This window comes from Rahnella sp. P4_A8 (genome assembly GCF_056402435.1).
Window position 1 is genome coordinate 22,501 of the sequence record NZ_JBFUHK010000025.1, and the last position, 17,099, is coordinate 39,599.

Annotated in this window: 16 protein-coding genes; 3 read left to right on the forward strand and 13 right to left on the reverse strand. The window is 53.4% G+C overall.

The window, feature by feature from the left end:
• Nucleotides 1-3 precede the first annotated feature (3 nt).
• The gene (gene tpiA, locus AC1DUO_RS14055) at nucleotides 4-771 is read right to left on the reverse strand and encodes a triose-phosphate isomerase (protein WP_119262197.1); all 768 of its coding nucleotides are present in this window, start codon (nucleotides 769-771) and stop codon (nucleotides 4-6) included.
• 127 nt (nucleotides 772-898) lie between these two features.
• Complete coding sequence (locus AC1DUO_RS14060) at nucleotides 899-1,507, reverse strand: DUF1454 family protein (RefSeq protein WP_013577592.1); 609 nt, start codon at nucleotides 1,505-1,507, stop codon at nucleotides 899-901.
• 158 nt (nucleotides 1,508-1,665) lie between these two features.
• Between AC1DUO_RS14060 and AC1DUO_RS14065 the strand changes: the two genes are divergently transcribed.
• The gene (locus tag AC1DUO_RS14065) at nucleotides 1,666-2,088 is read left to right on the forward strand and encodes a DUF805 domain-containing protein (protein WP_037035321.1); all 423 of its coding nucleotides are present in this window, start codon (nucleotides 1,666-1,668) and stop codon (nucleotides 2,086-2,088) included.
• A 16-nt stretch (nucleotides 2,089-2,104) separates the two neighbouring features.
• Here the strand turns inward: AC1DUO_RS14065 and fpr are convergent, their stop codons facing one another.
• Nucleotides 2,105-2,851: a ferredoxin--NADP(+) reductase gene (gene fpr / locus AC1DUO_RS14070; RefSeq protein ID WP_112152574.1), complete on the reverse strand. Its 747-nt coding sequence runs from the start codon at nucleotides 2,849-2,851 to the stop codon at nucleotides 2,105-2,107.
• Nucleotides 2,852-3,174: 323 nt separating this feature from the next.
• Here fpr and emrD point away from each other — a divergent pair, with 323 nt between their 5' ends.
• Nucleotides 3,175-4,368 (forward strand): multidrug efflux MFS transporter EmrD, encoded by a 1,194-nt coding sequence (emrD, locus tag AC1DUO_RS14075; protein WP_119262196.1) that lies wholly within the window; start codon nucleotides 3,175-3,177, stop codon nucleotides 4,366-4,368.
• A 56-nt stretch (nucleotides 4,369-4,424) separates the two neighbouring features.
• Here emrD and glpX read toward each other — a convergent pair whose 3' ends face one another.
• From glpX to AC1DUO_RS14090, 3 genes are all read right to left on the reverse strand, one after another.
• Entirely contained in the window at nucleotides 4,425-5,435 is a 1,011-nt protein-coding gene (glpX, locus tag AC1DUO_RS14080; RefSeq protein ID WP_013577588.1) for a class II fructose-bisphosphatase, read from the reverse strand.
• A gap of 143 nt (nucleotides 5,436-5,578) precedes the next feature.
• Entirely contained in the window at nucleotides 5,579-7,102 is a 1,524-nt protein-coding gene (glpK, locus tag AC1DUO_RS14085; protein WP_013577587.1) for a glycerol kinase GlpK, read from the reverse strand.
• A 45-nt stretch (nucleotides 7,103-7,147) separates the two neighbouring features.
• Nucleotides 7,148-7,996: an MIP/aquaporin family protein gene (locus tag AC1DUO_RS14090; RefSeq protein ID WP_119262195.1), complete on the reverse strand. Its 849-nt coding sequence runs from the start codon at nucleotides 7,994-7,996 to the stop codon at nucleotides 7,148-7,150.
• 577 nt (nucleotides 7,997-8,573) lie between these two features.
• Between AC1DUO_RS14090 and zapB the strand changes: the two genes are divergently transcribed.
• Nucleotides 8,574-8,813 carry a septal ring assembly protein ZapB gene (zapB, locus tag AC1DUO_RS14095; protein ID WP_013577585.1) on the forward strand — a complete coding sequence of 80 codons (240 nt, stop codon included), beginning with the start codon at nucleotides 8,574-8,576 and terminating at the stop codon, nucleotides 8,811-8,813.
• Nucleotides 8,814-8,877: 64 nt separating this feature from the next.
• Here zapB and rraA read toward each other — a convergent pair whose 3' ends face one another.
• The 7 genes from rraA to priA form a co-directional block, all read right to left on the reverse strand.
• Entirely contained in the window at nucleotides 8,878-9,363 is a 486-nt protein-coding gene (gene rraA, locus AC1DUO_RS14100; RefSeq protein WP_013577584.1) for a ribonuclease E activity regulator RraA, read from the reverse strand.
• A 120-nt stretch (nucleotides 9,364-9,483) separates the two neighbouring features.
• Nucleotides 9,484-10,410 (reverse strand): 1,4-dihydroxy-2-naphthoate polyprenyltransferase, encoded by a 927-nt coding sequence (locus AC1DUO_RS14105; RefSeq protein WP_119262194.1) that lies wholly within the window; start codon nucleotides 10,408-10,410, stop codon nucleotides 9,484-9,486.
• Nucleotides 10,411-10,504: 94 nt separating this feature from the next.
• On the reverse strand, nucleotides 10,505-11,839 hold the full coding sequence (gene hslU, locus AC1DUO_RS14110; protein WP_013577582.1) for an HslU--HslV peptidase ATPase subunit: 1,335 nt from the start codon (nucleotides 11,837-11,839) through the stop codon (nucleotides 10,505-10,507).
• Between the two features lie 12 nt (nucleotides 11,840-11,851).
• The gene (gene hslV / locus AC1DUO_RS14115) at nucleotides 11,852-12,382 is read right to left on the reverse strand and encodes an ATP-dependent protease subunit HslV (RefSeq protein WP_015690599.1); all 531 of its coding nucleotides are present in this window, start codon (nucleotides 12,380-12,382) and stop codon (nucleotides 11,852-11,854) included.
• 115 nt (nucleotides 12,383-12,497) lie between these two features.
• Nucleotides 12,498-13,439 (reverse strand): cell division protein FtsN, encoded by a 942-nt coding sequence (ftsN, locus tag AC1DUO_RS14120; protein WP_071823634.1) that lies wholly within the window; start codon nucleotides 13,437-13,439, stop codon nucleotides 12,498-12,500.
• Nucleotides 13,440-13,538: 99 nt separating this feature from the next.
• On the reverse strand, nucleotides 13,539-14,567 hold the full coding sequence (gene cytR, locus AC1DUO_RS14125; RefSeq protein WP_041689037.1) for a DNA-binding transcriptional regulator CytR: 1,029 nt from the start codon (nucleotides 14,565-14,567) through the stop codon (nucleotides 13,539-13,541).
• Nucleotides 14,568-14,770: 203 nt separating this feature from the next.
• Nucleotides 14,771-16,966: a primosomal protein N' gene (priA, locus tag AC1DUO_RS14130; protein WP_015690597.1), complete on the reverse strand. Its 2,196-nt coding sequence runs from the start codon at nucleotides 16,964-16,966 to the stop codon at nucleotides 14,771-14,773.
• Nucleotides 16,967-17,099: the final 133 nt, after the last annotated feature.

A 17,099-nucleotide genomic window follows, 5' to 3' on the forward strand; every position in this document is an offset into this window, starting at 1 on the left:
GGCTTACGCTTGTTTAGCTTCAGCAGCGGCTTTCACGATCACAGCGAAAGCGTCTGCTTTCAGTGATGCGCCGCCAACCAGTGCGCCATCGATGTCTGGCTGGGTGAACAGTTCAGCAGCATTTGCAGCGTTAACAGAACCGCCGTACTGGATGATAACTTGTTCAGCAACCGCAGCATCTTGTTTCGCGATGTGGTCACGGATGAATTTGTGAACAGCCTGAGCCTGAGCCGGGGTGGCAGATTTGCCGGTACCGATCGCCCAAACAGGTTCGTAAGCGATGACTGCGCCTTCGAATGCTTTCGCACCCAGAGTGCTCAGAACCGCGTCCAGTTGTTTAGCGCAAACGGCTTCAGTTTTGCCTGCTTCGTTTTCTGCTTCGGTTTCACCGATGCACAGAACAGGAGTCAGGCCCGCTTCTTTCAGCACGCCGAATTTTTTCGCGATGAACTCATCACTTTCTTTGTGGTAAGTACGGCGTTCTGAGTGACCGATGATGATGTATTGCGCACCGATGTCTTTCAGCATGTCGGCAGAGATTTCACCGGTGAATGCGCCAGACAGGTTAGCATCAACGTTCTGAGCACCCAGCGTAATACGGCTGCCAGCCAGAGCGTGTTTAGCCTGTGACAGGTAAACTTCTGGTGGAGCAATTGCAACGCCACAACCTACAACTGTGCTCAGTTCAGTACGCAGAGCAGCAATCAGTTCGTTAACCATGTGGGTGCTGCCGTTAAGCTTCCAGTTACCCATCACTAATGGATGTCGCATGTTTTTTCCTCCAAAAGGGGACGCGAGTGTCGATTAAAATTTCTGCCAAATAAGCAGATTACCTGTGCAACAGTATAGAGATCATTGGTCATAAAGGCTTTGCTTTTTGTCATTAAAAACCGTCATCTCACGGCTCAGCAAGCGCCAGCTTGACCGGCTCAACGGCGAATGTCAGTCCTTTTTCGCCATTGTCTGAAATGACAAAACGCACCGCGCCTACCTCCTGCTTATAAAACTGCTGACCTTTTCCTTTTTCGATCAGAGAAGCGACTCTTGCCACGCTTTGCTCGGTGGATAATGTGGCGTCGAACTGACGCATCAGGTTAGCCATATAGCTTATCGCCAGCGTGCGTGCGGCCTTTTCTTCAGCCCCCTGAATCGGCAGATAGGTGATTTGCAGCGTTTTGATTTTACCGGTGCCTTTTTCCAGTGCGGTCGAGGCATACAGGTTTTCATTAATCTTGCTGGCAGCGCGGGTCAGGGAACTGTTTGGAGATTTATCACTGATCGACCGGAACTCGCCAATCTGCTGGGTCGGATTGGCTTCATTGTATTTGGCGCGAAAATTGATCAGCGTCGTTTCAAAGGTGGGTGCGCCAGCAAGCAGGTAAGGGGCTTTTGGCATCTCCTCTGCGCCAGAGTGATCGACCGGCGGATCGGCGAGTGCACTATTCTGGCAAGCGAGCATAAGCAGCGCGGGCAGCGCCAGTCGTAATAAGGATTGAGCAACAGTCATAGGGCGTTTCTTATTTTGTTTCAACAGTCCGATTAAAGCGGGGAACGGGGGGTAATGTCAAAAGGAGTGCGTAAAGATTCTCGTCATCGCTGCCCGTGAGTTACACTCCGCCTGTTTTAATATTTTACTCCTCTTGTACTTTACGGAACGGACTGCCAATGACGTTACAGCATGCACTGTTTTCTTTTAACGGCCGCCTGGGCCGCCGCGATTTCTGGCTCTGGATGGTTAGCTGGTTGATTCTGATGGTGGTTGATTTCTTTTTTGCCGCACAGGAATGGATTACCTATCAGTCCGCCGGATTCGCGCTGGTGGTTTTACTGTGGCCGACTGCCGCAGTGTTGGTGAAAAGATTGCATGACCGCAATAAATCGGCCTGGTGGGCGCTGCTGTTTGTGCTGGCGTGGATGCTGGTGGCGGGTAACTGGGCAGCGGCGATGCCGCAGACGTGGAGCTGGGTTCTGGGCCGGCTCGCGCCATCGGTGATTTTCATTATGTTGCTGATCGACTGCGGCGCTTTTACCGGCACACCGGGCGCAAATCGCTTTGGCCCGGAACCGGACGACGTTAAATTCCGCTAGTTTTGCGCTAACAGATTTACCAGTAATGCTCGCTGGTCATATGGCCCGGCTTGCGTTTGAGATGTTTGCGCATACCCCGCGTGTCTTTCAGTACTTGCTGGGTATCGCGAACCATCTGTGGATTGCCGCACAACATCACGTGGCTGTCCTCTGCCAGCATCTTAAGGCCGACAGCCGCTTCCAGTGCGCCGCTTTCAATCAACGCAGGCACGCGACCGGTCAGCGAACCGGAAATCTCCTCGCGACTGACCACGGTCTGGATATGGAGTTTGCCCTCATAACGGCGTTGCAGTTGCTGCATTAATGGCAGATAGCTGAGATCTGCTGCAAAGCGTGCCGCGTGAACCAGAACAATATTCTTGAACCGCTCCAGTCCGATACCTTCCTGCAAAATAGACAGATACGGCCCGATAGCGGTACCGGTTGCCAGCATCCACAGGGTCGCGCATTCAGGCACTTCTTCAACCACGAAAAATCCGGCGGCTTCTTTGGTGATGTTGATTTCGTCACCGGGCTGCATCACGTGAAGCCGCGGGCTGAGTTTTCCTTCCGGCACATTCACCAGATAAAACTCCAGTTCGCCGCTGGAGGGTGGGTTTACATAGGAATAGGCGCGCTGCACCCGCTCGCCGTCAATATCCAGCGAAAGTTTGGCGAACTGGCCAGCGGTAAAAGGATCGATGGGCGCATTGACCGTGATGCTGAACAAATTGTCTGTCCAGTGCTCAACTTTTTTGACTTTTCCTGTCACCCAATCAGCCATAAAAAACTCCCGTGGTTTCTGATTTCTTCATGTAGTGAGAAATATGAATTGCAAAATTATGTCCTGATTTTATTTCAAATTTTCCGAATCCCGTATCGGTTAAATGTTATCAGCCTGTTCATCACCCGTTAGCCAATATCGATTTTCGTACACCCTGCGTTACACATGTGGTTCCCGCTGCTGCCAGTACAGGTTGAGAAGAGTTTCCTACAACACTCGCTTATTCATATTAATTTGTTAACTTATGCGCCGCTGTAGTCTGGCTGAATTTACTGGTTATTTGTTCTGCACTTTTCCAATCTTATTTGATAATGAACTGAAAAATGAAAAATCTGGAAAATATCCACCTGCTTATCATGCTCATTTTGCTGGTGGCTGTCGGGCAAATGGCACAAACCATTTATGTGCCGAATATCGCGGACATGGCCACCAGTCTGGCCGTGAAACCGGGCGCGGTACAGCGGGTGATGGCAGCCTATCTGCTGACATACGGCGGCTCGCAACTGGTTTACGGCCCGCTTTCCGATAATATTGGCCGTAAACCGGTGATCCTGACCGGCCTGATGATTTTCCTGATTGGTGCGGCGGGCGCGATGATGTCAACGAGCCTGAATATGCTGATCGCCTTTGCAGCCATTCAGGGGTTGGGCACCGGTGTGGCGGGCGTAATGGCGAGAACCATGCCGCGTGATCTCTACAGTGGCGGCGCGTTGCGCCATGCCAACAGCCTGCTGAACATGGGCATTCTGATCAGCCCGCTGCTGGCGCCGGTGATTGGTGGCGCACTGTCAGCGTGGTTAGGCTGGCGGGCCAGTTTTGGTTTCCTGCTGATTCTGTGCGCCGGTGTGGCGTTTTCGATGTACCGCTGGTTGCCGGAAACTCGTCCGGAATTCACTGCCGACCATCCGCCGCGCAACATGCTGGGCAGCCTGCGTTTATTGCTGGCCGACGCCAATTTCAGCCGCTATCTGGTGATGCTGGTCGGTGCACTGGCCGGTGTGGCGGTGTTTGAAGCCAGTTGCGGTGTGCTGATGGGCGGTGTCCTCGGGCTGAGCGGTGTGATGGTCAGCGTACTGTTTATCCTGCCGATCCCTGCTGCCTTCTTTGGTGCCTGGTATGCCGGGCGGGCGGAGAAAAGTTTCCAGCAACTGATGTGGCATTCGGTCATCAGTTGTCTGCTGGCCGGTCTGGCGATGTGGATCCCTGGCTGGCTGGGTATCATGAATATCTGGACGCTGGTGGTGCCGGCTTCGCTGTTTTTCTTTGGCGCTGGCATGTTGTTCCCGCTGGCGACCACCGGTGCAATGGAGCCTTTCCCGTATCTGGCGGGCGCGGCCGGTGCGCTGGTTGGCGGATTGCAGAATATGGGGTCAGGGCTGGTAGCATGGATGTCGGCGATGTTGCCGCAAACCGGTCAGTTCAGCCTCGGGTTACTGATGTTTACGATGGCATTGCTGATTTTACTGTGCTGGTGGCCGATGTCGAACCGTAGCCAGCATGAAGGACATACTGCCTGATGGTGCAAAAGCAGGGCGCTGATGGCCCTGCTTTTTGATGACCGGAAGGAAGTTGATCAGATAATAAATTCGTGCAGCGCAGCGTCTTTTCGGTCGAGGTAATGGGTCGAGCGGATACGGCGGATGGTGCGGGATTTTCCGCGGATCAGCAGCGTCTCGGTGGTCGCCATGTTTCCCTGACGGCTGATGCCTTCCAGCAGGTCGCCTTTGGTAATACCGGTCGCGGAGAAAATCACGTTATCGTTACGCGCCATATCATCCAGCAGCAGCACTTTACCGGCCTCGATCCCCATCGCTTTACAGCGCGCCAGCTCTTCTTCGCCGATACGACGGTTTTCCGGTGTATCGCCTTTCACATCATGACGCGCCAGCAAACGGCCCTGCATATCGCCATCCAGCGCACGGATCACCGCAGCGGAAATCACGCCTTCCGGCGCACCGCCGATGCCATACAGCACATCCACTTCACTTTCCGGCATGCAGGTCAGGATTGTCGCCGCCACATCGCCGTCCGGGAATGCGAACACACGCACGCCTGACGCCAGCATTTCGCGGATGGCGTCGTCGTGACGGGGTTTTGCCAGAACAGCGACGGTCAGTTCGGTCAGCGGTTTATCCAGCGCTTTAGCAATATTGGCCAGATTCTCTGCCAGCGTCAGTTCGAGATTAATCGCGCCTTTGGCACCCGGCCCGACGGCGATCTTTTCCATGTACATGTCGGGTGCATTGAGGAACGAACCTTTGTCGCCAACTGCCAGCACAGCCAGCGCATTGGACTGGCCCATGGCGGTCATRCGTGTACCTTCAATAGGATCGACCGCGATATCCACCGCGTCGCCGTTGCCGGTACCGACTTTTTCACCGATATACAGCATCGGCGCTTCATCAATCTCCCCTTCGCCAATCACGATAGTGCCGTCGATATCGACTTTATTGAGCATGATGCGCATGGACTGAACGGCAGCGTTATCGGCAAGGTTTTTATCGCCACGACCCAGCCATTTGTAACCGGCGAGCGCGGCAGCTTCGGTCACGCGGGAGAACTCGATTGCTAATTCACGTTTCATTGGAAAGCCTGTAGAAAGAAAAAAAGAGGTCGGTGAGGCGAGGCTCATCTGTGGCGCAGATTTTAGCACAACGGGAAAGGTGCATAAAAAAACTCCCCGGATGGGGAGTTTCAGAAAGGGGTGTTGGTGATAATATCTGGCGATTACTCGTCGTGATCTTCCCACGAACGAACGCGTGCCACCGCTTTTTGCCAGCCTTTATAGCGGACATTACGTTCCGTCGTTTCAATGCTTGGGCGGAATTCACGTTCGATGGTCGCTTTGCTGCGCACTTCTTCCAGGTCGTTCCAGAAGCCGACGGCCAGACCTGCCAGGAAAGCAGAACCCAGCGCGGTGACTTCCAGCACTTCAGGGCGCTCAACGCGGGTGCCAAGAATGTCTGACTGGAATTGCATCAGGAAGTTGTTGGCCACCGCACCGCCGTCCACACGCAGTGCCTGCAGACGAGCGCCCGAGTCTGCCTGCATGGCATCCAGTACGTCGCGGGTCTGGTAAGCGATAGATTCCAGCGTCGCGCGGATGATGTGGTTGCTGTTCGCACCACGGCTCAGACCGAAGATTGCGCCGCGGGCATACGGATCCCAGTAAGGGGCGCCGAGGCCGGTAAAGGCAGGCACTACGTAAACGCCGTTCGTGTCTTTCACTTTCATGGCGAAATATTCGGAGTCAGTTGCGTCGCTGATCAGCTTCAGTTCATCACGCAGCCACTGAATGGACGCACCGCCGACAAACACAGCCCCTTCCAGCGCGTAGTTGACTTCGCCGCGCGGGCCGCAGGCGATGGTAGTCAGCAGGCCATTTTTAGAGGCGACCGCTTCAGTACCGGTATTCATCAGCAGGAAGCAGCCAGTGCCGTAGGTGTTTTTCGCCATACCCGGTTGTACACACAGCTGACCATAGAGCGCCGCCTGCTGGTCACCTGCGATGCCAGCGATAGGAATACGCGTACCGCCTTTACCACCAATGTTGGTCTGGCCGTAAATCTCAGAAGAAGAGCGAACTTCCGGCAGCATTTCACGTGGAATATCCAGCACTTCCAGCATGCGCTCATCCCATTGCAGATCATGGATGTTGAACAGCATGGTACGCGAAGCGTTGGTGTAATCCGTCACGTGAACACGTCCCTGCGTCATTTTCCAGACCAACCAGGTGTCGACGGTGCCGAACAGCAGTTCGCCGCGTTTAGCGCGTTCGCGAGAGCCTTCAACGTTGTCGAGGATCCACTTCAGTTTGGTGCCGGAGAAGTAAGGGTCGATAACCAGGCCGGTGTTATGGCGAATGTATTCTTCCAGACCGTCTTTTTTCAGTTTTTCGCAGATGTCAGCAGTTCGGCGACATTGCCAGACAATCGCGTTATAGATTGGCTTGCCAGTTTCTTTTTCCCACACGATGGTGGTTTCGCGCTGGTTGGTGATACCGATACCGGCAATCTGATCGGAGTTAATGTCGGCTTTCGCCAGCACTTCCACCAGCACCGAGCTTTGCGATGACCAGATTTCCATCGGGTCGTGCTCAACCCAGCCTGACTTAGGGTAGATCTGGGTGAATTCGCGTTGTGACACGCTGACGATATTGGCATCGTGATCCAGCACTACCGCGCGTGAACTGGTTGTACCCTGGTCGAGTGCAACAATGTATTTTTTTTCGTGAGTCGTATCTGCTGACATAATATTCATCCTGCGAATGAGTAAGCTATGGAACAGTTTAGCCGATCAGGCCTTATGCTGTTTGGATGGCTGAGGTGCTTTTTCTTCTGCCGGCTCATTAATCTGATTTGGCAAATGGCGGCCGATCAGCGCTTTATACGCGATGGCACCCAGAGAAGCACCGAGCAGCGGGCCAAAAATCGGCACCAGGAAATAAGGAATATCGCGCGCGCCGGTGAAGGCAACCTTGCCCCAGCCAGCGAAGTAGGCGAAGACTTTCGGACCAAAGTCACGTGCCGGGTTCAGGGCGAATCCGGTCAGTGGCCCCATGGAGGCACCGATAACCGCGATCAGGATACCGATCAGCAATGGCGCCAGCGGACCACGTGGAATGCCGTTGCCGTCATCGGTCAGGCCGAGGATCAGCGCCATCAGAATGGCCGTAATCACCGTTTCTACCAGAAACGCCTGCAATACGCTGATGTGCGGGTTTGGATAGGTAGAGAAAATACCGGCCAGATCCAGACTTTCGACGCTGCCGCGCACCATGTTGTGGCTTTGCTCAAAATCGAAGAACAGGTTGTAGTAAAGGCCGTAGACCAGTGCGGCGGCGCAGAAAGCTCCCGCGACCTGCGCAATGATGTAAGGCAGAACTTTGCGTCCTTCAAAGTTTGCAAACAAACAAAGTGCGACGGTCACCGCCGGATTCAGGTGTGCGCCGGAGATGGCGGCAGTCAGGTAGATGGCCATTGCCACACCCAGACCCCAGATAATACTGATTTCCCACTGGCCAAAGGTTGCCCCGGCAAGTTTCATTGCTGCGACACAGCCCGCACCAAAGAAAATGATAAGCCCGGTACCCAGAAACTCAGCGATGCACTGACCTTTTAATGTGGAACTCATGGTTTGGCTCATAGTTTGATCCTGCTAAGGATGATGTTAATGGTTAGTTATAATTTTTCTGTTATGTCGTTTGTCAACGTAATCGGATTTTGGCGTTCATCATTAAATGAGAACGTAATGTGAATTTATCGTTAACGAGCATAAACGAGAAATAGCGAAATCAAATTTTGTGTGTCGCGTCATAAAAATGAGCGATTTCGCGTATTGTTGGAACTTGATGCAGCGCAAAAAGTCCATGATTTAACATTTTCAGCCGCCATTTGTGACAAACGAACATCAACATGCCTTCCCGCGCAGCGGCTAAGGTTATTCGGCATTAAACAGTATTTCTGGTGTGTGACGCTGCTTTTTAAGCATTTCCTGATACCCGGCGCTGTTAAATTGCAACAGACTGCGTGGATAAAGGGGTTGCGGGTAGACAGAACAAAGCTGGCTACATACAATCACCCGTTAAGACACACGCTGGTTTTGCGCAATTCTCTGATGAATTCGTTATAAAAATCGACGGAGTGCAGGAATTTTTGAGCCGTGTCCGGACGATGCGGCAGAACATAAGATGTGCGCCTTGCGAACATAAGGGGACCGAAAAATGTCATTTGAAGTATTTGAGAAATTAGAAGCTAAAGTTCAGCAAGCGATTGATACCATTACTCTGTTGCAGATGGAAATCGAAGAACTGAAAGAGCAGAACAACACCCTGTCTCAGGAAGTTCAGCAAGCCAGCGGCAACCATGAGTCTCTGGTGCGTGAAAATGCGCAGCTGAAAGAAGAACAACACGTATGGCAGGATCGTCTGCGTGCATTGTTGGGAAAAATGGAAGAAGTTTAATTACTTCATATTCCAAATAAAAAAGGACGCCTTGGCGTCCTTTTTTGTTGTGCTCAGAAGGAAATCACTCAATATCGAGCGGGTCTTCGGACAGCACGATACCGGTATTATCGGCATAAAGATGGTCGCCGGAGAAGAAGGTGACGCCGCCGAAATTGACACGAATGTCGCTTTCGCCAATCCCTTCACTGCCTGCGCCAGCCGGGATAGCCGCCATCGCCTGGATACCCAGATCCAGCTCTTCGAGATCATCAACCTGACGGACTGCACCGTAAATCACGATGCCTTCCCATTCGTTTTGCAATGCAAGGCGTGCCAGTCCGGCATCCAGCAGTGCGCGACGAACAGAACCGCCACCATCGATCACTAATACACGGCCACGGCCATTTTCTTCCAGCAGGTCATAAAGCAAGCCATTATCTTCGAAGCATTTCACGGTGGTGATTTGCCCGCCAAATGAAGTACGGCCGCCAAAGTTGGAGAACAAGGGTTCAACGACATTCACTTCTTCATGGTAGATGTCGCAAAGTTCGGAAGTATCGTATTTCATAGGATTTCATCTGGTTGCTGCATGAGTGTTCAGTATATCCCTTTCCGGCGGATGTTGGCAAAATCATCAATTGTTAAATGTGAAAAGTGACCTGATAAACGCACATCAGGCCAACTTTACTCAATTGAGCAACAGACCCACTGCAAACAAGACGTTAGTCAGCAACGCGGTTTTTACCATATGTTCCAGCAACGGGCGGACTTCAGTGGATGTTGTCGATTTCATCACCCGTATCAGATGTTTTGCCAGCATTGGGAGCGCCAGAATAAACAGCCAGCCGGTCCAGTGAGGCAGGTGCAGGGCGGAGAAAATCACCAGACACAGCACGGCGGCGGTCAGAATGATGGCGTGATAGCGTCGTGCGTTAACCGGCCCGAGGCGAACCGCCAGGGTATTCTTGCCGTTGGCGCTGTCGGTTTCGATATCGCGCAAATTATTGATATTGAGTACCGCAGTGGACAGCAAACCTGTCGCCGTCGCCGGAAGCATTACGATCCAGTCGAAATAGCCTGCCTGTAAATAAAACGTCCCTGCGACACTGATCCAGCCGAAGAAGATCAGCACGGAAATATCGCCAAGTCCCATGTAGCCATAAGGTCGTGTGCCGACGGTATAGGTAATGGCGGCGCCAATCGACAGCAAGCCGAGGATCAGAAACCCGACCACGTCACTAGGCTTATGACAGGCCACGGCAATAAGCGCAGTACCGCAGATAAGGGTCAGCGCGATGGTCAGGATAATCGCGCGCTTCATCTGCCCGGCGGTAATCAGGCCCTTTTGCATGCCGCGTAAGGGCCCGACGCGTTCCGGCGTGTCACTGCCTTTCTCGGCATCGCCATAGTCATTCGCCAGATTTGACAAAATTTGCAAACAGCCCGCAGTCAGCAGCGCCAGTAGTGCAATGAGCGGATGGAAAACGCCTTGCAGGCTGGCAATGGCAGAACCCATAACGATAGAAGCAAACGCCAGTGGCAAGGTTTTCGGGCGCAGGCTTTCGAGCCAGGCGCGGGCGGGGGTTGTCGGAGTGAAAGGCGTGATTGTGCTCATAGGTGATTTCTCAGGTGAAGAATCAGTCCGAAATCTAAAAAAATCAGGGAGGCAAACGCCTCCCTGAAGATCACTTTCGGAACGTATGAGCAAATTATAAGATAAAACGGCTCAGATCTTCATCAGCTACCAGCTGGTCAAGGTGGCTTCTAACATAATCTGCATCAATGTTTATGGAGATACCGTTGCTTTCGCTGGCATCGTAAGAGATATCTTCCATCAGACGCTCCAGAACGGTATGCAGACGACGCGCACCTATGTTCTCGGTGGTTTCGTTCACCTGCCATGCGGCTTCCGCAATACGGCGGATACCGTCAGCGGTGAAATCAATGGTTACGCCTTCGGTCGCCATCAATGCTTTGTACTGATGAGTCAGCGAAGCACTTGGCTCGGTCAGTATGCGTTCGAAGTCTTCAGTCGACAGCGCCTGCAGTTCCACACGAATAGGCAGACGACCCTGCAACTCAGGGATCAGGTCTGACGGGCTGGCCGTCTGGAATGCGCCGGAAGCGATAAACAGAATGTGATCGGTTTTCACCATGCCGTGCTTGGTAGACACCGTACAGCCTTCCACCAGAGGCAGCAGGTCACGCTGAACACCTTCGCGGGAGACGTCCGGGCCTGAACTCTGGCCGCCACGTTTACAGATTTTGTCGATCTCATCGATAAACACGATGCCGTGTTGCTCAACGGCCTCGATTGCCTGTTCTTTCAGATCTTCCGGGTTCACCAGTTTCGCGGCTTCTTCTTCGATCAGCAGCTTCAGCGCTTCTTTGATTTTCAGTTTGCGCGGTTTCTGTTTCTGAGCACCCATGCTCTGGAACATCGACTGCAACTGATTGGTCATTTCTTCCATACCCGGAGGGGACATGATTTCCACGCCCATCGGGCCGGATGCCAGGCTGATTTCAATCTCTTTGTCGTCGAGCTGGCCTTCACGCAGTTTTTTGCGGAAGTTCTGGCGTGCAGCAGAAGGTTCCTGCGCTTCGTCAGGTTGTCCCCAGTTGTTTTTCGCTGGCGGGATCAGCACATCCAGAATACGTTCTTCGGCCAGTTCTTCAGCACGATAACGGTTTTTCTCAATAGATTGCAGGCGCACCATTTTTACGGCGGAATCGGTCAGGTCGCGGATAATGGAATCCACTTCTTTACCGACGTAACCGACTTCCGTGAATTTAGTCGCTTCTACTTTGATGAACGGCGCGTTAGCCAGCTTCGCCAGACGGCGGGCAATTTCGGTTTTACCGACACCGGTCGGACCGATCATCAGAATATTTTTCGGGGTGACTTCGTGGCGCAGCGCTTCATCAAGCTGCATCCGGCGCCAGCGGTTACGCAAAGCAATAGCCACGGCGCGTTTCGCTTTATCCTGGCCAATGATGTAACTGTCTAACTCGCTGACGATCTCGCGCGGGGTCATCTCAGACATAATTTTCGATCCTTACGCTTTAGAAGACAATTCTTCGATAGTGTGGAATTGGTTGGTGTAGATGCAGATGTCACCGGCGATGCTCAGCGATTTTTCGACGATGTCGCGCGCTTCAAGCTCGGAGTTTTCCAGCAACGCGCGTGCAGCAGCCTGGGCATACGGGCCACCGGAACCAATGGCAATCAGATCGTTTTCAGGCTGGATAACGTCACCGTTACCGCTGATGATAAGCGAGGCGTTTTCATCGGCCACGGCCAGAAGGGCTTCCAGACGGCGTAACATGCGGTCGGTACGCCAGTCTTTTGCCAGTTCAACGGCGGCTTTCACCAGATGACCCTGGTGCATTTCCAGTTTGCGTTCGAACAGCTCAAACAGCGTGAAGGCATCAGCCGTGCCGCCAGCAAAGCCCGCGATCACTTTGTCGTTATACAGGCGACGTACTTTTTTGACGTTGCCCTTCATGACGGTATTTCCCAATGTGGCCTGGCCATCACCACCGATAACGACCTTGCCGTTGCGGCGTACACTTACAATTGTTGTCACGAGCGGTTCCTCGTTGCAGACGGAAAAGATCCCCGCAGGTTTGCGGGACACTGAACGTGTCTCACAAACTTACGGGGCATATTGAAAGTATAGATTGGGGAAGGATTACGGGTTTTCAACCCCCGGTTGCGACGGGAATGCAACCGGAGATGCCAGCGCCTTTGAGGCGCGATAGTGTGCTGTCAGCACCAGAACGGCTGTTGTACGGGCCGATGACGACGCGACTCCAGCCACCGCCGGTGGTGATCCGGCCTTCAAAACCTTCGAATGCCAGCTTGGCGCGCTGGGATTCCGCCTGCTCAGATCCTTTGAACGAACCGCACTGAACCACAAAGCGCTGGGTTTTTTCCTGTGCTTTCGGTTTTTCCGGCTCAGCCTGGGTAATGGTGGCTGGCTGTTGCGGTTTCGGTGCTTCTTTCACCGGCTCTTTCACTTGCGGCTTCGGTTTTGGCTGAACGGGTTGCGTTTGCACCTGGGCCTGAGGCGCACGTACCGGCTGCGTTTGCGGCGTATACGTTGGCTGTGGCTGAACCTGACGCGGCTGAGTTACCGGCTGCTGCTGCGCGTACGTCGGCTGCTGTTGCTGAACCTGACGCTGAGTATGCGCTGGTGCCTGCGTGGCCTGATTCGGGTCGTTATACGGCACTTCAGACAACTGTGTTGGTGTCTGGCGCATATCGGCCTGCATCTGTTCGAGAAGCTGGCGCTGTTCAGGCGTCAGTTGTGTTTTGGATTCGACCTGTCCGCCCGCCGTCGGTTCTGTCGGCGTGGTGACGCCCATCTGGCGGTTTTCCAGTTCTTTAATGTAGCGCCAGCGTTCTTCTGGCTTAGGTGGCAATCCATTACCCGGACGGACAGCGTGCGTCGGCAACACTGTCGCTTCTTCATGTTTATTGTGCGCAATAAAATAGAGGCCACCGACAAACACCACCAGTACCGCAACGGCTAACACCACCATGGTTTTGGAGATCGTTGTGGAACTGCGTTTTTTACTCCGGCTGGTACTTTTCCGCCGCGCTCCTGAGCGCCCACGGCTTACATAGTCTCTTTGTGCCACTATCGTTTCGCTGTGTCGTGATGAATGAAGAAGTGCGTCATGTTACTCAACCCTGAACATTTACTGAAATTAAAACTGTTGAACAGCATAAAATCGGACTCACGCTTTTGGGGCAGCAGTGCTTTCCCGCACCACCAGCTCGCTATCAAGCAGCAGCGAACCGTTTTGTACCGGATTTCCCTGTAACTGCTCAAGTAATAATAACATGGCCTGACGGCCAAGCTGGAATCTCGGCTGCGCAACGGTCGTCAGCGGAGGATCGGTATACTGGCTGGCCTTGATGTCATCGAAGCCGACAACCGACAAATCCTGCGGAATACGCAGACCCATTTTTTTCGCCTGGAACATGGCACCAATCGCCATCACATCGTTGTGGCAGAAAATCGCCGTCGGTGGCACGGGCAGGGCCATCAACTCGGTGACGGCTTGCGCCCCCGATTCATAGCTGAAATCGCCATGAATGGTCAGCTTGCTCTCGACGCTCAGTCCGTTGCGGCGCAGCGCCTGCACATAACCTTGTGAACGGTACTGGCACAATGGCATATGCTTTGGCCCGGCGATGCAGGCAATACGGTGATGCCCCAGCTTGAGAAGATAATGCACAGCTTCGAACGCGGCCGTCAGGTTATCAATGTGGACTGTCGGCAGTTCAAGTTCCGGCGCAAATTCATTCGCCATCACCATCGGTGGCAAATTGCGTTGTTCTTCTTTGCTGGCATCGAAAGGTAAATCAGAGCCGAGCAGCAGCATACCGTCAATTTGCTTGGTAATGATCAGATTGATAAAGGTTTTCTCTTGCTGATTTTGCTGAGCACAATCACCGATCAACACCAGATAACCGCTTTCGGCGGCCGTGCGCTCGATCCCCTGGATCAGATCGGCGAAAAACGGATCGCAGATGTCGGGGACGATCACCAAAATAGTGCGTGATTCATTACGCTTCAGGTTGCGGGCCAGGGCATGAGGAGAATAACCGACGGCCATGACGGCCTGATCAACTTTCTGGCGAGTCGCGGCGGAGACTTTCTCCGGATTCATTAATGCACGGGATACGGTTGCTGTTGAAACGCCTGCCTGTTCAGCCACATCTTTCATTGTTGCGGCGGGTAATTCTTTCTTGTGCTCCAACGTCTCTCTCCTTGCAACAGCATCAAACTGAGACAACAACATCAACATTCCTCACCTGGCTACGCATGATGTGTAGCTCATCACATTCTAAACAGAATGTGAGTAGGATTTGTTACCTAATTTGCATTAAAAGTGTGACCCAGATGCTTTTTTCGATGCATCACGCAAAAAACCTGACTATTCACGCAAATTCGCTTTTGGAATCAGCTGTCAATCGGATCGACATCCAGTGTCCATTTCACTTTTTTGGCTTGCGGCAGACTTGAAATCAGCGGCTGAGAGCTTTTGATCAGATGCTGCAAAACGCGCCGTGAAGGATGCTGCAATAAAAGCTGCCAGCGGAAACGTCCGCTGCGTTTGGCTTGTAAGGCAGGAACCGGCCCCAGGATCCACAGCGAATCATCTTTCAGCGGACTGGATTCGAGCAGATTACGTAACTGCTGAAGGAACAGCGCAGATTGCTGATTATCGTGGTCTTCCGAGCGGATCATAATGTGGCTGGTATAAGGAGGAAGGAAGACGCTTTTGCGCTCCGCCAGGGTCTGTCTGGCGAACTCGTCGTAGCCCTGCTGCAACAGCACCTGTAACAGCGGATGTTCGGGATGGTGAGTTTGCAATACGACTTCACCCTGTTTGCCTGCACGTCCGGCACGGCCTGAAACCTGCGTATAAAGCTGGGCAAAGCGCTCGGCAGAACGGAAATCTGCCGAGAACAGCGCGCCGTCGACATCCAGCAATGACACCAGCGTAACATCAGGGAAGTGGTGCCCTTTTGCCAGCATTTGGGTGCCGATAAGAATACGTGCGCCGCCACGATGGACTTCATTCAGGTGTTGTTCCAGCGAACCTTTCCGGCTGGTGGTATCGCGGTCAATGCGCGTGATTGGCGTATCCGGGAACAACGGCGCCAGTTCGTTTTCCAGCTGTTCTGTACCGACGCCGACCGAGACCAGTTGTGTTGAGCCGCAATGCGGACACTGATGCGGCACGGCGCGCTGACTGTCACAATGGTGGCAGCGTAACTGACGCTGATTCTGGTGCAGAGTGTAATAGTGATCACAGCGCTGACATTCGGCTATCCAGCCACACTCATGGCAAAGCAGGGCAGGCGCATAGCCGCGGCGGTTGAGGAACAGCATGACCTGATTATCGGCTTTCAGATGCTCCTGCATTTTCTGGATCAGCGGTTGAGACAGCCCGACTTTCAGCTGCAACCCTTTTAAATCCAGCAAATTCTGACGGGCGAGTTTGGCATTTCCGGCACGTTTGGTCAGTTTGAGCTGACGATATTTCCCCAGTTCAACATTGTGCAGCGTTTCCAGCGCCGGGGTTGCCGAGCCCATAATAATCGGGATATTTTCAGCGTGAGCGCGGTACACCGCCAGATCACGGGCGTGATAGCGCCAGCCTTCCTGCTGCTTATAAGAACTGTCGTGTTCTTCATCAATGATAATGACGCCGAGGCGCGCAAACGGTGTAAACAGCGATGAACGGGTGCCAATGACGATGCCCGCTTCGCCATTGCGCGCCCGCAGCCAGACGGCGAGGCGTTCGCTGTCGTTCAGGCCGGAGTGCAGCACATCCACCGGCGCACTGAAACGTTCGCGAAAACGTGCGATGGTTTGCGGCGTCAGGCCGATTTCCGGCACCATCACCAGCGCCTGCCGACCCTGCGCCAGAATGTTTTCCAGCACGCTCAGATACACTTCGGTTTTACCTGAGCCGGTTACACCGGCCAGCAACCAGGCGGAAAATTGCTGATCTTCACTGCGGATCGCGCCGACGGCGGTGGCCTGCTCGGTATTGAGTCGTAAACGTTCGCCGATCACCGAGAAATCCTGGCGCCAGTCGTGCGTGGCGGGCGCAATACTGCGTAAATCCGTCAGCCCTTTGGCTCGTAATGCCTGCAGGGCCGTATCGGTAAGATCAAGATCGGCAACCTGATGACGATACAACGGTTTTTGCATCAGTGCTGCCATCGCCTGCTGTTGTTTTGGCGCACGTTTGAGACTGTCGAGCGGCGTCGCGCGCCCCTCCTCGGTGGCGAACCATTGCCACAGCGGTGTAAGCTCAGCGGCTTTCCCCTGACGTAACAATACCGGCAGCGCATGGAACAGCACTTCGCCGATCGGGTAATGGTAATAGTCGGCGGCCCAAAACAAGATGCGCCACAGATCAGGGGTAAACAGACTGGAGCTGTCGAGGACTTCCCGCACCGGTTTCAGTTTCTCCAGGCCAAATTCGCTGAAGTCGCTGACCTGAGTGACGATGCCAATGGCGTCGCGTTTTCCGAAAGGCACACTGACCCGGCAACCCTTTGAAACCTGCATATCAGGCGGCAACAGATAGTCGAAAGTACGGGCGAGCGGGACGGGTAAAGCAACGTGGGCAACAGGCATTGGGGGTCCAGACTATAAAAAAATGACGAGATAGTGTACACTGTGTCCTTCGAAATGCATGAACATGATTGCGCGGTTGTCAGAGATTCTGTATGATTCGCCGCCTTTGGTGCATTTCGTACTCAAAGCCTAT

Excerpts from the sequence above, each read along its gene's own strand:
- tpiA (WP_119262197.1), bottom strand. The coding sequence starts at position 771 with ATGCGACATCCATTAGTGATGGGTAACTGGAAGCTTAACGGCAGCACC.
- AC1DUO_RS14060 (WP_013577592.1), bottom strand. The coding sequence starts at position 1,507 with ATGACTGTTGCTCAATCCTTATTACGACTGGCGCTGCCCGCGCTGCTT.
- AC1DUO_RS14065 (WP_037035321.1), top strand. The coding sequence starts at position 1,666 with ATGACGTTACAGCATGCACTGTTTTCTTTTAACGGCCGCCTGGGCCGC.
- fpr (WP_112152574.1), bottom strand. The coding sequence starts at position 2,851 with ATGGCTGATTGGGTGACAGGAAAAGTCAAAAAAGTTGAGCACTGGACA.
- emrD (WP_119262196.1), top strand. The coding sequence starts at position 3,175 with ATGAAAAATCTGGAAAATATCCACCTGCTTATCATGCTCATTTTGCTG.
- glpK (WP_013577587.1), bottom strand. The coding sequence starts at position 7,102 with ATGTCAGCAGATACGACTCACGAAAAAAAATACATTGTTGCACTCGAC.
- AC1DUO_RS14090 (WP_119262195.1), bottom strand. The coding sequence starts at position 7,996 with ATGAGCCAAACCATGAGTTCCACATTAAAAGGTCAGTGCATCGCTGAG.
- zapB (WP_013577585.1), top strand. The coding sequence starts at position 8,574 with ATGTCATTTGAAGTATTTGAGAAATTAGAAGCTAAAGTTCAGCAAGCG.
- rraA (WP_013577584.1), bottom strand. The coding sequence starts at position 9,363 with ATGAAATACGATACTTCCGAACTTTGCGACATCTACCATGAAGAAGTG.
- AC1DUO_RS14105 (WP_119262194.1), bottom strand. The coding sequence starts at position 10,410 with ATGAGCACAATCACGCCTTTCACTCCGACAACCCCCGCCCGCGCCTGG.
- hslU (WP_013577582.1), bottom strand. The coding sequence starts at position 11,839 with ATGTCTGAGATGACCCCGCGCGAGATCGTCAGCGAGTTAGACAGTTAC.
- priA (WP_015690597.1), bottom strand. The coding sequence starts at position 16,966 with ATGCCTGTTGCCCACGTTGCTTTACCCGTCCCGCTCGCCCGTACTTTC.